Origin of the sequence: Litchfieldia stipae, from assembly GCF_014837155.1 — a bacterium.
GTDB lineage: Bacteria > Bacillota > Bacilli > Bacillales > Bacillaceae_L > Litchfieldia.
Genome location: NZ_JACYHA010000029.1, coordinates 1 through 16,931 on the forward strand (window position 1 = coordinate 1; position 16,931 = coordinate 16,931).

Below are 16,931 nucleotides of genomic sequence, written 5' to 3' on the forward strand. Positions count from 1 at the left end.
CCTTGGTTAACTAAGTTAGGGGTCAATTCTGCGCAGATTTGACACCCCGTATCATACCAAGAGGGCTCTTTTTTGTTCAAGTCCCAGAAAATCCTTCTAACAGGAATGCTCCTTTAACTAAACTTTATTCATAACCTAATTATTAGACCTTATAATTAAATCAATTAACTCTCTAACAGCACCATTACCACCAGTAGCTTTGCAAACATAATCTACTACATCAATAACTTCACTAATAGCATCAGCAGGACAAGCATTAAGATAGCACTGTTTCATACAGTCAATATCATTAACATCGTCCCCAATATAAGCCACATTTTCATATGTTAAGTGATACTTATCTAAAACCTTATCCAAAATTTCCAGCTTATTCTCAATTCCTTGGTATACCTCTTCAATCTTTAATTCAGCAGCACGTTTAGCTAGAATCTCTGACTTTTTACCAGTAATGATCACAGGTGTAATATTATACTTTTGAATACTAATTAACCTATATCCATCCTTTACATTAAAAGCCTTAAACACTTCACCATTGTCTCCGACATAGATTTTCCCATCTGTTAGCGTACCGTCAACATCCATAACAAGCATTTTTATTTTTGATAAATCCTTATCTTTAATCATATGAATATACCCGCTCCTAAAATATCGTTTACTCGTACTGTACCAACTAATTTACCATTCATAATAATTGGAAGAGCAGAGATATTATTATTATTCATCATTTTAAGTGCATCGACTGCAAGCACATCTGAATCAATATACTTTGGTGTTTTAATCATAAGTTCATCTACTGATAAATCATACACATCTACTTCACTAGTGAATGTTCTTCTCAAATCACCATCTGTAAAAACACCAACTAATTCGTTTTTCTCATTTACAATATTTATAATTCCGATTGCCTTCGTACTCATTTCAACAATTGCATCTTTTAACTTCGTTCCCGCTGTCACAACTGCGTTCCGATCTCCTGAATGCATAATATCACTCACTTTTACAAGTAGTTTTTTACCAAGTGAACCAGCTGGATGAAACAACGCGTAATTACTTTCATGAAAACCGTAGATTTTAGATAAGCACACTGCTAAGGCATCTCCCAACACCATTTCAACTGTCGTACTTGAAGTTGGTGCTAGATTCATCGAACAGGCTTCCATAAACTTTGGGAAAACAAAAGAGTAATCACCATACCTAACTAGTGTCGAATTTGGATTACCAGAAATTCCAATTAATGTTGCACCAATTAATTTGATGTTTGGTAAAATTCTCGTAATTTCTTCACTTTCCCCACTGAAGCTAATAGCAATTACAATATCATTTGGCGAAATCATTCCTAAGTCGCCATGTTGAGCCTCAGCGGGATGTAGGAAAAAGGAAGACGTTCCCAGACTAGATAGCGTGGCGGCAATCTTCCTAGAAACATGACCTGGTTTTCCCATTCCAGTGACAATGACTTTCCCTTTACATTCAGATATCAATTCCACTATTCTGATAAAATTTTCATCTAGTGAGTCTTTTACAAGATTAATAGCATTTACTTCTATATCAAAAACATATCTTGCTTCTGAAAGAATGTCTATTTTATCTATGCTTCTTATTTCAGATAGAATAGCTGCGTTCTTCAATATCTCGCACCGCCTTATATGTTTTAATGAGCTTCTTTAGAATAACTTCAATCTCATCAAGCTTTACCATATTAGGACCATCAGATTTTGCATCATCTGGATTCTCATGCACTTCCATAAATAGTGAATCTGCACCAACTGCAATCGCTGCTTTTGCTAGGTGCTCGACATACTCTCGATTACCACCTGTTGAGGTAAGGTTCCCTCCAGGCTTTTGTACACTATGTGTAGCATCAAATACGACCGGATATCCAAATTTTTTCATTTCAATAATATTGGTCATATCAACAACTAAATTGTTATAACCGAAAGTATTCCCTCTCTCGCATAAAAGAATATTCTCATTTCCCGATTCTACAACCTTTGTAATCACATTTTGCATATCTTTCGCAGATAAAAACTGCGCTTTTTTAACATTCACTGGTAACCCTGTTTTAGCAGCTGCTATCAATAAATCGGTTTGTCTACATAAAAAAGCTGGTATTTGAATCATATCAACAACCTCAGCAACCATTTCAGCCTGATAAGGTTCGTGAATATCTGTTACTACCGGAACATCTAACTCTTCCTTCACTTTCTTTAAGATTCTTAATCCTTCATCTAACCCTGGTCCTCTGAACGAATTAACGGACGTTCTGTTCGCTTTATCGAACGACGATTTGAAAATAAAAGGAATCCCTAGGTTTCCTGTCACTTCTTTCATTTTCTTTGACACATTCATTACTTGTTCTTCTGACTCAATTACACAAGGTCCAGCGATTAATGTAAACATATTGTTATTTACTATAATATTACCAACCTCTATTGTTTTCATAATAATTCGTCCCCTTCTACAATCAAAATGTTTATTGAATAACCGGTACCTTCTTACTTTTCACTAGATATTCTTCAACCTTATCAATATCTTTAGGAGTGTCTACAGAGATCGTTTCACAATTTGCATTTATGTAATAGATATCCTTTCTATTTTCAATAAATCGAAATGAGTCATTTTCTTCTATTTTTTCAATAGGTCCCCTTTGTGTTTCATGATAGTATTGAAGCGCCTTTTTAGTAAATGCCCCTACCCCAACAAACTTTTGGTAAGTAAAATTCATACCAGCTTTTGGGAATGGAATTGGACTGCGAGAAATAAATAAGCAAATCCCATCTTGATTTGTTACAATTTTCAAGTTCGTTGTGTCAACAACCTCTACAGGGTCCTTAAAATCTGTCATCAGATTAGAAACATAAAATTCATCTTTATTCAAATTAGCTGGAATACATTTGACTATATCATCAGCCTCAATAACTGGCTCATCACCGTTGACCATAACATACAGATCAGCTTCTATTTTTTGTGAAACCTCATATAATCGTTCAGTTGCTGTGTCATGTCCTTCTGAGGTCATAACCACTTTTGCTCCAAAGCTTTCACATACTGATTTAATCTCTTCACTATCTGTTGCAACATAAACCTCATCAAAACATTCAACTTCCTTAGAATGTGTATAAACCCACCAAATCATAGGTTTCCCAAGGATATTTGCTAATGGTTTATTATAAAATCTTGCCGAACCGCCTCTTGCAGGTATGACTCCAACTATTTTCATATTATTAACCTCTCTTTCTTAAAATCGATATTGTCAAAGTTTACTCTCTCAAATACTTCTAATTTTCCACCGCGTGTTGCGTTATATATTTTTATATTATTTTCATCTGCAAAGTTCTTTGCAGCTATAAATGCTCTTGTAGATACCTCAACATTCGGTATATATAAATCATTTTTATCCTTATTATATTCTTCTGTAAAATAGTCTTTAGTAGTATTGTCAATTATGATTTCACCTTTGTCATTCACCATTTTACTGAAATTATGATCAACACCTACTAGATAAATTTCTTTTATTCCCATATAGACAGCTAACTGGATGGCGGTATAAACTACTGTATTTCCCCAATAAATACCTTTAACAATATCTTCAGAGAATTTTGGTTCTATATTTCTATCACAAAATTTAAATAAATAATATCTAGCATTATTAAATTGGATCTTATAATCTCTCGGAAAGTTTTTAGGAAAAAATTTGTAATCTATAGCCAATTTGTTAATTTCTTCTCGACTGTTAAATATGGTTTTATCGTCTTCAGAGCAATAATACGTTGGTCTCCAATCGGTTTTGTCAAAAATATAATAAATCCGATTAAAAGCAAAGGTAATTTCATTTTGTAATTTATCTAAGTCTTCATTTTTTAAGCTAGGGCCATTACCGATAATAAAACAACGTTTATTTATATGAGCATTTTTTAGAGAGTTTAATTTTTTCCCGTTTTCAGAAAAGGGAAATATTAACTCATCAATATACCTATTAGTTTTGTATATTAGCTTACTTAATACACTTTTAACTTTTTTCATAACCTACCCAGCCTCAATTAGTTCATTTATTTTTTCCATTACTACTTCCGGACTATAATTCTTTAAAACTTCATTTTTATCTTTTTTTAATTGACTATATAGGTTTTGATCTTTTATCAAGGATACAACTCCATTAAATAAGCCATCAGGAGTTGGATCAACTAATAAACCATTCTCTTTGTTACGTATAAATTCCTCTGGACCCAAAGATTTTGCAACAGTTACAGGTGTGTTTAAAGCGAATGCTTCCAAAACTGTAATTGATAACGACTCAACTAATGATGGATGGACATATATATTTACATTTTTTATATAAGGATAAGGATTAGATATAGCTCCAAGAAGAAAAATATTGTTTTCTAACTTAAACTTTGTAATACAACTCTCAATTTCCAAGCGTTCTGTACCTTCTCCAATAAGTAACCATTTAACACGATACCCTTTATCCACCAACTGTTTACAAGCGTGAACACAATTAATCATGCCCTTCTCAGGTGATAATCTACCAATACTTAACAATGAAATATCCTTATTAAACTCCAAATTAAAATCTATTCTTTCATTTGCTTTGTCTAGAATATCCTTAATGTTAATCATGTTTGGGATTGTGAAGATTTTATTGTGTATTTCGGGTATATTATGAAGCAGCATCTTTTTGCAACTCTCAGATACAGCAATTAACTTATCAAATCTCTTTAAGACGTTAATTAAACGCTTTGTTTCTTCTTTCTGATAATCATAACTACCATGATGCCACCATGTAACCTTCTTTTTACTCTTAATAATAAATCCTACAAAATCGGTACAAAAACCTACTCGGTATGCAATTGCGCAATCATAATGTGTGTTCAACTTAAAGAGTGGTTTTGCAAGGGATAATACCCTTACCCCTACTATTTTCTGAAACAAGAAAATGATTCTGAGACAAATTGAAAACCAATTTCTCATTCTTAAATTGTTTATTATACAGGGAATTATTGGGCCTGAAGTATTTGTTAAATCGTAAAAAATAATATTAACCTCTTTTGGAACTTCTTGAATATAATCACCAAACTCTTCAAAAAGCACTAAATCAACTTGGTACTTTTTATAATCTATACTTTTGAGAACATTAATTAGCGAATTCTCAACCCCACCAACATTTAAATGTCCGTTTACAAATAAGATTTTTTGTTTCAATGTACTACCTCACTAGATTTAATCGTTTTTCCTAGGCTCTTCTGGTTAACTATCAAAAAATTATAAGTTCTAAAAAACTTAAATTTAATCATCAAAATTATCAACTTTGTTTTCCAAGAAACATTAGGTAGTTTGAAATCTTCAAATATTTCTTTCACTTTTGGATGATACATGATTTGTTTAACCATATTAATGCGTTGTTCAAAATTATTAGTGGAGTACTTTATTTGCCCTAATTCATTTAAGCTGAAGTACAACATATTAATTTTTATTTGCCTTGATAAATCGAATTCATTAGTACTTTCGAAGTATTTTTTTAATCTTTCATTAATTTTCAGATAAGATTGCCATTTTTGTTCATTATATGTATTTGTTGTAGAGTTCGGATTGTAGAAATAATTATAGTAATAATGATCTTTTAGATAGTAAAAGTTATTCGCATGATACATAACCTTCGAACCGAACAATGAATCCTCACAGTAGTGAATATCTTCGTCATATTTCAAGTTATAGCATTTAAGAAATTCAGCTCTGAAAAAGCAAACCCAATTTGAAATTGTAGGTGGAAATTCAATATCATCAAACATAATTAAACATTTATATAATTCATTTACTATGTTCTCTTTAGAGTAAAATCCACTACGTATAGGCTGTGTTTTATTTTGTTCATAGCTATCAGACCTTTTTTTATAATCACACATAATGAAATCCAGTTGGTATTCATCAGCCTTTGTTATCATCCTCTGAAACATCTCCGGTTCAATCCAATCATCCGAGTCTATAAAACTTACGTATTTTCCTTTGGCCATTTTCAAACCATCATTTCTTGCTGCTGCAACTCTTGCATTTTTTTTGTGAATAACTGTAATCCGCGAATCTCTTTGTGCATAGTCATCACAAATTCCCCCAGACTTATCAGTAGATCCATCATTAATCAAGATGATTTCAAATTCTTGAAAGGTTTGATTCAATACACTATCTACACATCTGTGTAAATAATTTTCAACGTTATAGACTGGAATTATTACACTGATTTTTGGAAGCATTCTTTTCCTCCTTCCTTTGATCTTTAAACCTCTAACTTATCAGATTGGCTGTTTCAGTTTTTGCTCAGCTGATAGTAATCTACCTTGATTTACTTTAAATACAATGTCACAATTTTCAATTGTACTTAACCTGTGAGCGATAATAATTAACGTTTTTTCACCTTTAAGTCCATCTATCGCTTTCATAATTTCTTTTTCCGTTTCATTATCTAAGGCAGATGTTGCTTCATCTAAGAAGATAATCTCTGGATTATGGTATAAAGCTCTTGCTATTCCAATGCGCTGACGTTGCCCCCCTGAAAGCCGAACCCCTCTTTCACCAACAATTGTATCTATGCCTTCTGGAAGTTCTTCAATAAAATCTTTTAACTGTGCGTCTTCAATTGCTTTTTGAAGGGCATCATCATCAATGTCTTTGTCATCAATTCCAAATGCAATGTTTTTTCGAATGGTTTCATCTGATAAATAAATGGATTGTGGGATATAACCAATTTTATTTTTCCATATCGGTAAGATTTCTTTTAAGTCGATATTATCTACACACACTTTTCCTTTCTCTGGGTCTAAGAGTCCTAATATAATATCAACAATGGTTGTTTTTCCTGCCCCTGATGTTCCAACAAAAGCAACGGAGCTTCCGATAGGAATTGTCAATGAAACATCCTTAATAGAGTATTCCTTTTGATTCGGATAACGAAAATATACACTTTCCAAACTTATTGAATGTTGGAATGACTTCTCACTACTCTTATTAACTAGTGCTTTAGACGCTATATCCGCGTGAGTAGATTTTGAGAATCTGTCATTATCCCTAACTAGATCATTATAAACAACCGACAATGCCGGCTGATTAAATCGAATAGAGGTGATTAAAGATACAATTCGGTTGATAGATGGCATTAGACGAAAGGCTGCCATAGCAAACAAAGACATCGTTGAAACTAGCTTACCTGTATCTGACCCTTGGAAAACAAGAGTAACCATCGTAATAAGTACAACTGCTACTAACAGTGTCTCAATAAAGAACCTTGGTACCTGATCCAATATGTTTTTATATATTGTATTATTAGCTAGAATTTGACTATGTTTATCATAGGTATTAACAAAATAACCTTCTTTTCCCGAGACCTTTACCTCTTTACTTGCACCTAATCCTTGATTTATTGATTTTATGACCTCACGATTTACTCTTTGTTCTTCTTTTCCTAAAAAAGTAATTTTCTTGCGAAATATTTTAAAAAACAGCAGTACACTACCTACTAATATTAAACCTGATATTAATGTAGCTTCTGGTGCTGTATATACTAATAATGAAAGAATACATAAAATAACTAACCCTTCAGTAAGTAACTGAAACCCAGCTAACAAAATTCCACCAAAAACTTTTGACACTTCTCCATTAACATTCCTCAATAATTCAGCAGAATTTCTCTGTAAGTGAAAGGTATATGGTTTAGTCAAATACTCTCTAAACATCTTTCGCGAAAGCTTTACTCTTTGATTAAAGATAACTTTATATTGTACATAGTAAAACACTAATAGATAAGCATTTTTCAAAATATAAAATGTTAATAACACAACCACAGAAAATAAAATAAATGCATTCATTGATTGAAAGTTTAAGAACTCGTATGTAGCAGCTAATAATGATTGTTCTTGAATGATAGCTGGATTTGTCACAATACCTACAAAAGGAATAATGAGTCCAATTCCAGCCGTTTCAAATATTGCGGCAATGATCATCATCGAGAATAGTAATAAAAACTTTTTCTTATCTCTCTTATTAAAAAGAAATCTTAACTTGTTTATCGAATCCTTCAATTTATTCACACCTTAAAGTTCAATATTGATCGCGTTATTTTGTTCTTAAGAAAGCCACTTTTCGTTCATTATATTGAACAAACCAATCAAAAAAAAACACGATCTGTTTCTTTTATTACAGGAAATGTCGGAATTTGTACTCCTATACTTATATTAACTTACACACTGTTCTTTTTAAAGTACATTTCGTTCGACATTTATTTGCAATATTTTTGAGCGCGTATTTTAATTAACTTATAATGTTATAAAGCTTATCTAATTCATAACTATTGCTATAATCTTGTCCTTTTAAGTTATTAATCAAGACATCTTTTAATTCTGGATTAACATAGAATTCCTCAATCCCTTTTACTAAACCCTCAACACTTTGATCACAAATAACTCCTTCAATTCCATTCACTAATTGACTAGAAGCAGTGGAGTAATTTGTAATTAATATAGGTTTAGCAAGTATTTTAGCTTCTGTTACTGTAACAGCCTTTCCTTCATACCTAGAAGGTTGGACGTATAAATCACAAGCCTTTATATAAGGATAAGGGTTCTCTTTCTTACCCAATAAAACAAAGTTATCTTGTAAGTTACAATTTTTAATCATTTCCTTAAGCATAGGTTCATCGCCACCATAGCCCACAATATACCAAACTATATCATTCATACCCTTTTCTTTTAATATACTTAAAGCTCTAATAGCGTTATCAATACCTTTTGCATGTGACAGCCTAGCAACTGTTAATAACTTAAATCTAGAATCACCCAGCATTGAATTTTGAATTGATTCACTCCCCATTTTTTTTATAAAATCTGGAGATGTTAAATTTTCAATTACAGTTGTTTTTGATTCTAATTCTTTATACTTATTTATGAAAGATTCTTTACACGCTTCTGATACAGCTATTATATGGTCAAATTTATTCCACATTTCTAAATCATCCCTAAAATTTGTTTCAACTTTGGAATAATCAGTATGAATCCATGCAATTTTTTTCTTCGCATTAACCTTTTCAGCAATAAAATAATGAGGCCATAAATAACTAATAGCAACATCATAGTTTGTGTTAATAGCTGGTAATAAAGGTAGTGCATGTTTCCACATTAATTGCATTTGAAAATAGCCTGGTTCATCAACTTTTTTAATTTTTTTATAAAAATTTGCATGAATTTTCGAAAAAACTCTTGAAAATCCTATCCCAAAGTGATTCTCTCTAAACGTCTCCGAAATTGATTTTCTAAAAGTTGTATAAGCTGAGATTTCTTCAAGCAGCCTCGGGTTGCTAGGAAGTAATTTCATAAAATCCCCTTGGTGTCTATATAACATTAAATCAACATCGAACTTTTTATAATCAAAATTATTTAACATACTGATAAGGCTTCTTTCTACTCCACCGACTTCCATATCATAGGAAGCAATAATTATATTCTTCATTTAATTCCCACCAATTACTTTTCTTATTCTTGCAATATTCTCTCCACCTATACATACTGCTAATATACTCTTCATATTACTTTTCATCCTGGCTTTAAGTGGTAGCCAACTCTTATGAAAATAATGGATAGTATAAGTATGCTCTGTTAAAAACTTTCTACAATTAATATAATCATAAGGCGAAAAATAAGACTGTGGATAAAAAACTCCCATCCCTTTAATTTCTTGATGTTGACCATTTTTTTCAAGTCCCAACCATTCTAGTAGTTCAGTAATAATGGCAACATTTGTTAGGCTATTAAATGTTCCATCTTCATTTAGGAACTTCTTTCCATGATAGGAATCAAGGAATTGTTTAATTAACACATTCCCTCTTTCTGCTCCAATAGTACTTGTTGCAATATAATTTTCTTGCTCAAAACCCCAAAAAGAACGGTGATATAATAAATCATCAAATGACTTAAAGACCTCTACATCTGTATCCAAGTAGATTCCTCCATAATGATATAGGACATATACACGAACATAATCACTGACAAAAGCAAATTTACCTGCATCATATGCCTGTTTAACATACGTATTACTATGAATGTCAAAATTTGTTTCATTCCATTCAACGATTTCATAGAGAGGTAGATTCTTTCTCCAACTCTCCATGCATTTTTTTACAATTTCAGGTTTTTCTTTTGCACCAAACCAACAGTAATGAATGATTTTTGGGATTCTATTTGTATGATCCATATGACTCTCTCGGCCTTTCCTTACTCTTGTATTTTGATTTTTCTGGGGAACCTTTCTTATTTCCATTCTTTATAACTTGAATAATATATCAAGCACGAAAAGAAACTTTCCTATTATTAACTATTTGTTTGATATGGTGAATGACCGATTCTAACTCTTCTTCCTTCAGATTCGAGCCAGATGGCAAACATACACCACTCGTAAATAAAGTATCCGATACACTTTCCTGATCATCATGTGGATAATATCTGCTACCATTGAAAACAGGTTGAAGATGTAGTGGTTTCCATACTGGTCTTGCTTCAATATTTTCTTCGATTAATCCACTAATGATATCCTTTACAGAAACACCAGCTTCTTTTTCATTTATAGTTAATGCTGTTAACCAGCGATTTGAAAAAGTTGCATCTAACTCAGGCATAAATGTAAAGCCAGGTAGTTGGGAGAGTTCATTATAATATCGTTTAAAAACCGCTCTTCTTGCATCAATCCTTTGATCCAATACTTCTAATTGGGCTCTCCCGATTCCAGCTAGAATGTTACTCAACCGATAATTATAACCAATTTGACTGTGCTGATAATGAATTGCAGTATCTCTGGCTTGAGTCGCTAAAAACCGAGCCTGCTGTAATGCATCACGATCATCAGAAATGAGCACTCCACCTCCAGAGGTGGTAATGATTTTGTTTCCATTAAAAGAATAAGTACCAAATTTCCCAAAGGTCCCGCTTGCTATACCTTTATATTTTGACCCTAATGACTCTGCAGCATCTTCAATGATGGGAACATCATATTGATTACAGATTGCTATAATTTCATCCATTTTAGCGCTCTGTCCGTATAAATTTACGACAATCACTGCTTTAGGAAGAATTCCCTCCTTTATCGAATCATTAAAAGCCTTTTCTAGTGCTTGCGGGGACATATTCCATGTTTCAGGCTCAGAATCTATAAATATAGGTTCTGCACCTTGATAAATAATCGGATTCGCACTAGCGATAAAGGTTAAGCTAGAGCAAAATACTTTATCACCCGTTTTCACACCTAATAAAGAAAGAGCCAAATGAATCGCTGCCGTTCCTGAATTAACGGCTACTGCTTCACTGGCTCCTACATATTGAGCTATTTCTGCTTCAAAGGCATCCACATTAGGTCCAAGAGGAGCAACCCAATTGGTGTCAAAAGCTTGATTTATGTACTTAAATTCATTCCCACTCATATGTGGAGACGATAAATATATCCGATTTTTATTGGTTGTTGTTTGATTCAATCATTTCACCCCACGCTTATTTGATTTTCAACTTTTCCTTTGCAGGTGTTCCAACAGCTAAACAATTGGGAGGGATATGATTAATGACAGTCGCTCCTGCACCAATTGTTACCCAATCACCAATTCTTTTATTTGGGATAATCGTTGCTCCACTTCCCACAAAAGCTCCTTCACAAAGTGTAACGTTTCCAGTTATGACACTTTTTGGACATAAGTGAACATAATCCTCTAATAAACAATCGTGCTCTACAACTGAACCTGAATTAATAATTGAATGATTACCAATCATCGTATCCGCATTAACAACGACTTGTGGCATGATTACAGTACCATTTCCAATTTTTGCACTAGAACTAATACTCGCAGTAGGATGAATAACGGTAACAAATTGGCTATTAGGTAAATTCAACATCTCTACTACTGTTTTCCTCATTAAGTTATCCCCTATAGCCACTACAAATCTAATATTCTCATCCAGTTCTTTCATATCACTTACTGCACTTATGGGACCATGAATGATATTATTAATTATTTGTGTTTTTTCATATTTATCGTCTAGATATCCCGTAATATCAAGTCCTTTGGTTAGCTTAATAATATCAGTAACTACTTTACTATGACCTCCATGTCCAATGACAACAACCTTCATTAATTCCCACCTCCAACTGAGGACTTAGATCCCTTAAAGCTTTCCACAGTTGCATTCCCAGGTTGATTTATTCCATCAGAAATAATGACCTTATAAGCAGTTAATGCTAATATTTTCATATCAAGATATAAAGAATGGTTTCTGACATACCAAACATCTAACTTGAATTTTTCTTCCCAAGTAAGAGCATTTCTCCCATTTACTTGGGCCCAACCTGTAATTCCTGGTTTTACTATATGCCTTAAGGATTGCTCTTTTGTATAAAGTGGTAGGTATTCAACAAGTAATGGTCTTGGTCCTACTAGACTTAAATCACCTTTTATTACATTCCATAATTGTGGATATTCATCTAAGCTATACTTGCGAAGGAAACGTCCAAAAGGAGTTAACCGAATATAATCTGGGAGAAGTTCACCGCACTGATCTGTTAAATCCGTCATTGTTCTAAACTTATATAGGTAAAAGATCTTTCCATTTAATCCGGGCCGTTCTTGTTTGAAGATAATTGGTGATCCAAGCTGTGATTTAATAAGTATGGAAATAACAATAAATATCGGAGAAAGACACACAAATAGAATGGATGATATTGTAAGGTCGATGAACCGTTTCATGCTATACCCCCTTTATACATTTGTTTCCTCTGTTATTTGTAGAATGATTTCATCAATTAAATCTTTCACATGGATGTTTTCCTTCTCTACCCCTTTGCTATAAGCATTTAATAATATTTCTTTTAGTTTAGCTTCGTCTAGCCTCTCAATAATAACCATGAGTAACCCCTCTAAAAATTAAATTTCATTTAACATACATGAATAGAAACTGAATTTACTTATAAACCTTTTATCCCAAGAATTTGCTTGAGTATTTAATATTATGATTGACTACAGATTCGTAATAATAATAACCAAAATAGCACAGTAGGATAGCATAGTATAATAGCTTTTGATCTCTTTCTCTAAAAACCTTAATAATCCATGATATTAAAACTAATTGATAAAGTTCAAAATAGATATTAAACCGAGCAAAGATCCAATTTGCAGTAGAGATAATCATGAAAGACAGACCAATTAATGCCATATTCACAAAAACATCACTGGCAGGAAATATTTCTCTGAGCTTTTCCCTACCCAAAAAAGCAATAAGCAATGGTGCTAAAAATACTAGAACCCTAATAATATTTGCTCCACCTTCATCGAAATCACTATATACAGCATATTGACTATCTCCAATAGTTGAAAATAGTAAAGTGGAAAACTGATTAAAACCTATCACAATTACTACAGAGGAAAGTAATAAGACTAACGTTGACTTTGACCATGCTTTTAGCCTTACAAAGAAATATATAGGAATTAAGATAAGTGCACTTTGATGAAAAAATGATGCAAACACGACAACTAATATATATCTAATCGTGTTACCTTCAATTAAAAATTTTGTAGCAGAGAAAACAATTGCAGCTGCCAAACATTGTCTAATTCCATTCATTGTGACTAAAAATAAACCACCTGTTATATAAACATAGACACTCAATTCTATTAATCTTGAATATTTATAAAAGATAAGAATGATAAGAAGATTCGTGATTACAGCAGTTGTTAATATTAAAATCTGTGGGTCCTCTGAGTATTTTTTTAAAATCATTTGAAGAATAGCAAATCCCATATCATCTTGTGTTTTAACAATATCCCAAGTAAAATCAGTAATATTATAGGCATGCATATAGAAATAGGTATCTCCTATATTATTACGGAGTCCAGAGATCAGAAATAATGATAGTAATGTACCAAAAACAAATATTTTATTTGGCTTACTTGAAATCAGTAAACCTGTGCCATTTACTATAATGTTGTTTGAAAAATAACGAGAAAATAATGAAAATAGAAAAACAATTGCAAGATTAATCCAGAGGACAGTCATACAACAGGTCCTTTCATCAAGAATTAAGAGTATTTATAAATACAAGTAGTTGCGTCAGCATACCTTAAATCAATGGTTTATTGAAAATCCTGATACTCCTTTATCCAGAAACTGATACTAGGTTTGATGTTGTCTGTATTTGTCTGTTGGCAAGCTCTAATAGTTTTAGTCTTAGCCGACTTTTATCATATGTGGAAATGTTTGCAAGAATTTCTTCAATTTCTTCTATATACAAATGAGAGGTTTTTCCTATATAAATCTTGGGATAAATCTGTTGCTCATGGACCTCGTCATATTTTAGTAATTCTTCAAATAATTTCTCCCCTGGTCTCATGCCTGTATATTCAATACCAATTTCATCAATAGAGTTGCCAGATAGCTTAATTAGATTTCTAGCTAAATCAACAATCTTTACTGGGTCACCCATGTCTAATACAAAGATTTCTCCACCTTTTGCCAGGGCACCCGCTTGAATGACTAGCTTAGACGCTTCCGGAATCGTCATGAAGTAACGAACCATATCGGGGTGGGTTACAGTAACAGGTCCACCTTTTTCAATTTGCTTCTTGAAGAGTGGAATCACACTCCCACGACTACCTAGTACATTCCCGAAGCGAACGGCAACAAATCTTGTTTCACTATGTTTATCCATATGTTGAATCATCATTTCTGCAAGTCTCTTTGTTGCTCCCATAACACTTGTTGGATTGACTGCTTTATCAGTTGAAATCATTACAAATGTTCCAACTCCATGCCAACTTGCTGCTTCTGCGACATTAACCGTACCAAAAATGTTATTTTTAACTGCTTCTTCTGGATTACGTTCCATTAATGGAACATGCTTATGTGCTGCGGCATGATACACAACATCAGGATGATATGTACTCATAACACCCATCATTTTCTTTGCATCTTGGAGGTCAGCAATTTCTGTTATAAATTCAATTCCAGTATTGCGAAAGGTTTCTTTTAATTCCATTTCTATTGAATAAATGCTATTTTCTCCGTGACCAAGTAGAACGAGCTTGTTTGGGTGAAAATTAGAAATTTGTCGGCATATTTCTGAACCAATCGACCCACCAGCTCCTGTGACTAACACAACTTTATTTGTTACATATTCTGAAATACTCGTAATATCTAATTCAATCGGATCTCGACCAAGTAGATCCTCCACCTGTACATCTCGGAATTGATTAACAGATAACTTCCCTGTTACAAGATCTTCAAGCATTGGTAGGATTTTTGTTTTAGCAGTGGTTTTAGCACATTCTTGAAAGATTCGATTTAACTCTCTCTTATTTAAGGAAGGAATCGCAATGATGATGTTTGCAATCTCGTACTTTTTAACAACGTCTTCAATCTCATTAACTTTACCTACGACCGGTAATCCTAGAATATCTAGCTTTTGTTTTCTTAAACTATCATCAATAAATGCAACTGGATATATTTCTGCTTCATGATTCTGTAGCAACTGCCTAGCAACCATCGTTCCAGCCGAACCTGCACCTACAATTAGTGTTCGTTTTTTTTGCTCATTATCTTTGATAAATGCATCCCGGAATACCCTCCAAATAAGACGTGAGCCCCCAATCATTATCAAGTGAATCATCCATGTAATCGCTAGTAAGCGAAAATAAACGTTTTGCAAAACAATTTGTTGAACAACAGCTGTTGTCAACACAGAAAAAGTAACAGCTTTAAAAATGATGAACAATTCCCCAATACTTGCATATTCCCATGCTTTCTTGTAAAGCTTATAAAAGAATGAAAAGAAATGATGACTCAAAAATAATGAAAAAGCACTAACTACCATAGATAAAGTGATAACATGTATATCAGCACTTACTAGAAAACGACTAAAAAATATAGCTGATAAAATAATAAATGAATCAATAAATAGCAATACAGATAATCTTTGACGATATGTCACACTTCAACCTCCTTTCAATAGTCGACACAAATTTACTTTGTTCATTAAATAAAGTCCTTAGCTATACATTTTCTGTTTAAATTGCATAGCTAAAATCTTTAGATAATATTAAATGTAGGGCATCTAACCCAACCTCACATCACACTCTCGACAACAAACGCGTCTAAGGTTGTTCACCCACAGCATGACCGAGTGCCTCCATTTATAGTGGTAAGGAGACATCACCAGAACCTATTCACGGATTATTTTTGTTCCCAATAAAGAACATTTAGCCCGCCTTATTGATAATCGCTCCAACTACTCTAGCATTTGCAAATTCTAATACTCTTTTAGCTTCAACTGCGTCATTATTTTCTGTGGTGGCATAATCTAATACAAGTACAACTGCTTCACATTGATTTGATACAACGGTCGTATCTGCCACTTCTAATACGGGAGCTGAATCAAATAAAATAACATCATAATTCTCTACGATTTTTTTCATTAACTTTATCATCGTCATTGATCCAAGCAATTCTGTTGGATTATGTGGGATAGGTCCACTAGTTAAAACATCCAATTTACTAATTTCTGTTTGTGAAACCGTTCCCTCTAATACGGATTTTCCAGTTAATATTGAGGTCAGTCCTAGCGAATTATCAATCTTAAAGATTTTATGTAGATTAGGATTTCTTAAATTTGAGTCAATGATTAGAACTCTTTGTCCTTGCTGAGACATTGATATCCCTAAATTGGTTACAGTGATAGATTTTCCCTCACCTCCTAAAGGAGATGTAATGAGTATCGTTTTATAATATTGATTAGAAGCAGAGAATTTCAAGTTCGTTCTAATTGTTCTATATTGCTCTGATATTTTCGATGCTGGTTGATTGAATGTAACTAGAGGATTTTCGATAATCATATCTTTTCTTTTAAACAACTTCTTCTTTATT

The 16,931-nt window shown here is 32.9% G+C and carries 17 protein-coding genes; all 17 read right to left on the reverse strand.

Going from position 1 to position 16,931, the window contains the following annotated elements; genetic code table 11:
- Window positions 1-135: 135 nt before the first annotated feature.
- Window positions 136-624, reverse strand: a complete 489-nt coding sequence (locus tag F7888_RS20500) for a KdsC family phosphatase (RefSeq protein WP_191782917.1) — start codon at window positions 622-624, stop codon at window positions 136-138.
- The gene (locus tag F7888_RS20505; protein WP_225228933.1) at window positions 621-1,628 is read right to left on the reverse strand and encodes a KpsF/GutQ family sugar-phosphate isomerase; all 1,008 of its coding nucleotides are present in this window, start codon (window positions 1,626-1,628) and stop codon (window positions 621-623) included. Before F7888_RS20505 ends, F7888_RS20500 begins: the two co-directional genes overlap by 4 nt.
- Entirely contained in the window at window positions 1,603-2,442 is an 840-nt protein-coding gene (gene kdsA / locus F7888_RS20510) for a 3-deoxy-8-phosphooctulonate synthase (protein WP_191782919.1), read from the reverse strand. The genes F7888_RS20505 and kdsA overlap by 26 nt, the downstream gene beginning before the upstream one ends.
- 31 nt (window positions 2,443-2,473) lie before the next feature.
- The gene (locus tag F7888_RS20515) at window positions 2,474-3,220 is read right to left on the reverse strand and encodes a 3-deoxy-manno-octulosonate cytidylyltransferase (RefSeq protein WP_191782921.1); all 747 of its coding nucleotides are present in this window, start codon (window positions 3,218-3,220) and stop codon (window positions 2,474-2,476) included.
- On the reverse strand, window positions 3,217-4,023 hold the full coding sequence (locus tag F7888_RS20520) for a 6-hydroxymethylpterin diphosphokinase MptE-like protein (RefSeq protein WP_191782923.1): 807 nt from the start codon (window positions 4,021-4,023) through the stop codon (window positions 3,217-3,219). The genes F7888_RS20515 and F7888_RS20520 overlap by 4 nt, the downstream gene beginning before the upstream one ends.
- A 3-nt stretch (window positions 4,024-4,026) precedes the next feature.
- Window positions 4,027-5,202: a glycosyltransferase gene (locus tag F7888_RS20525; protein ID WP_191782925.1), complete on the reverse strand. Its 1,176-nt coding sequence runs from the start codon at window positions 5,200-5,202 to the stop codon at window positions 4,027-4,029.
- The gene (locus F7888_RS20530) at window positions 5,199-6,248 is read right to left on the reverse strand and encodes a glycosyltransferase family 2 protein (RefSeq protein ID WP_191782927.1); all 1,050 of its coding nucleotides are present in this window, start codon (window positions 6,246-6,248) and stop codon (window positions 5,199-5,201) included. The genes F7888_RS20525 and F7888_RS20530 overlap by 4 nt, the downstream gene beginning before the upstream one ends.
- 39 nt (window positions 6,249-6,287) lie before the next feature.
- Entirely contained in the window at window positions 6,288-8,078 is a 1,791-nt protein-coding gene (locus tag F7888_RS20535) for an ABC transporter ATP-binding protein (protein WP_318246335.1), read from the reverse strand.
- Between the two features lie 220 nt (window positions 8,079-8,298).
- Window positions 8,299-9,492: a glycosyltransferase gene (locus F7888_RS20540; RefSeq protein ID WP_191782931.1), complete on the reverse strand. Its 1,194-nt coding sequence runs from the start codon at window positions 9,490-9,492 to the stop codon at window positions 8,299-8,301.
- The gene (locus F7888_RS20545; RefSeq protein ID WP_191782933.1) at window positions 9,493-10,233 is read right to left on the reverse strand and encodes a glycosyltransferase family 32 protein; all 741 of its coding nucleotides are present in this window, start codon (window positions 10,231-10,233) and stop codon (window positions 9,493-9,495) included. It lies immediately after the preceding gene.
- Window positions 10,234-10,321: 88 nt separating this feature from the next.
- Window positions 10,322-11,452, reverse strand: coding sequence for a DegT/DnrJ/EryC1/StrS family aminotransferase (locus F7888_RS20550; protein WP_191783013.1), 1,131 nt, complete (start codon window positions 11,450-11,452; stop codon window positions 10,322-10,324).
- A 67-nt stretch (window positions 11,453-11,519) separates the two neighbouring features.
- Complete coding sequence (locus F7888_RS20555; RefSeq protein WP_191782935.1) at window positions 11,520-12,152, reverse strand: acetyltransferase; 633 nt, start codon at window positions 12,150-12,152, stop codon at window positions 11,520-11,522.
- The gene (locus F7888_RS20560) at window positions 12,152-12,763 is read right to left on the reverse strand and encodes a sugar transferase (protein ID WP_191782937.1); all 612 of its coding nucleotides are present in this window, start codon (window positions 12,761-12,763) and stop codon (window positions 12,152-12,154) included. The genes F7888_RS20555 and F7888_RS20560 overlap by 1 nt, the downstream gene beginning before the upstream one ends.
- Before the next feature lie 12 nt (window positions 12,764-12,775).
- Window positions 12,776-12,922 (reverse strand): hypothetical protein, encoded by a 147-nt coding sequence (locus tag F7888_RS20565; protein ID WP_191782939.1) that lies wholly within the window; start codon window positions 12,920-12,922, stop codon window positions 12,776-12,778.
- Between the two features lie 70 nt (window positions 12,923-12,992).
- Window positions 12,993-14,069, reverse strand: a complete 1,077-nt coding sequence (locus F7888_RS20570; RefSeq protein WP_191782941.1) for an EpsG family protein — start codon at window positions 14,067-14,069, stop codon at window positions 12,993-12,995.
- 100 nt (window positions 14,070-14,169) lie between these two features.
- Window positions 14,170-15,999: a polysaccharide biosynthesis protein gene (locus F7888_RS20575; protein WP_191782943.1), complete on the reverse strand. Its 1,830-nt coding sequence runs from the start codon at window positions 15,997-15,999 to the stop codon at window positions 14,170-14,172.
- A 268-nt stretch (window positions 16,000-16,267) separates the two neighbouring features.
- Window positions 16,268-16,930, reverse strand: a complete 663-nt coding sequence (locus tag F7888_RS20580) for a CpsD/CapB family tyrosine-protein kinase (protein WP_412096023.1) — start codon at window positions 16,928-16,930, stop codon at window positions 16,268-16,270.
- Window position 16,931 lies beyond the last annotated feature (1 nt).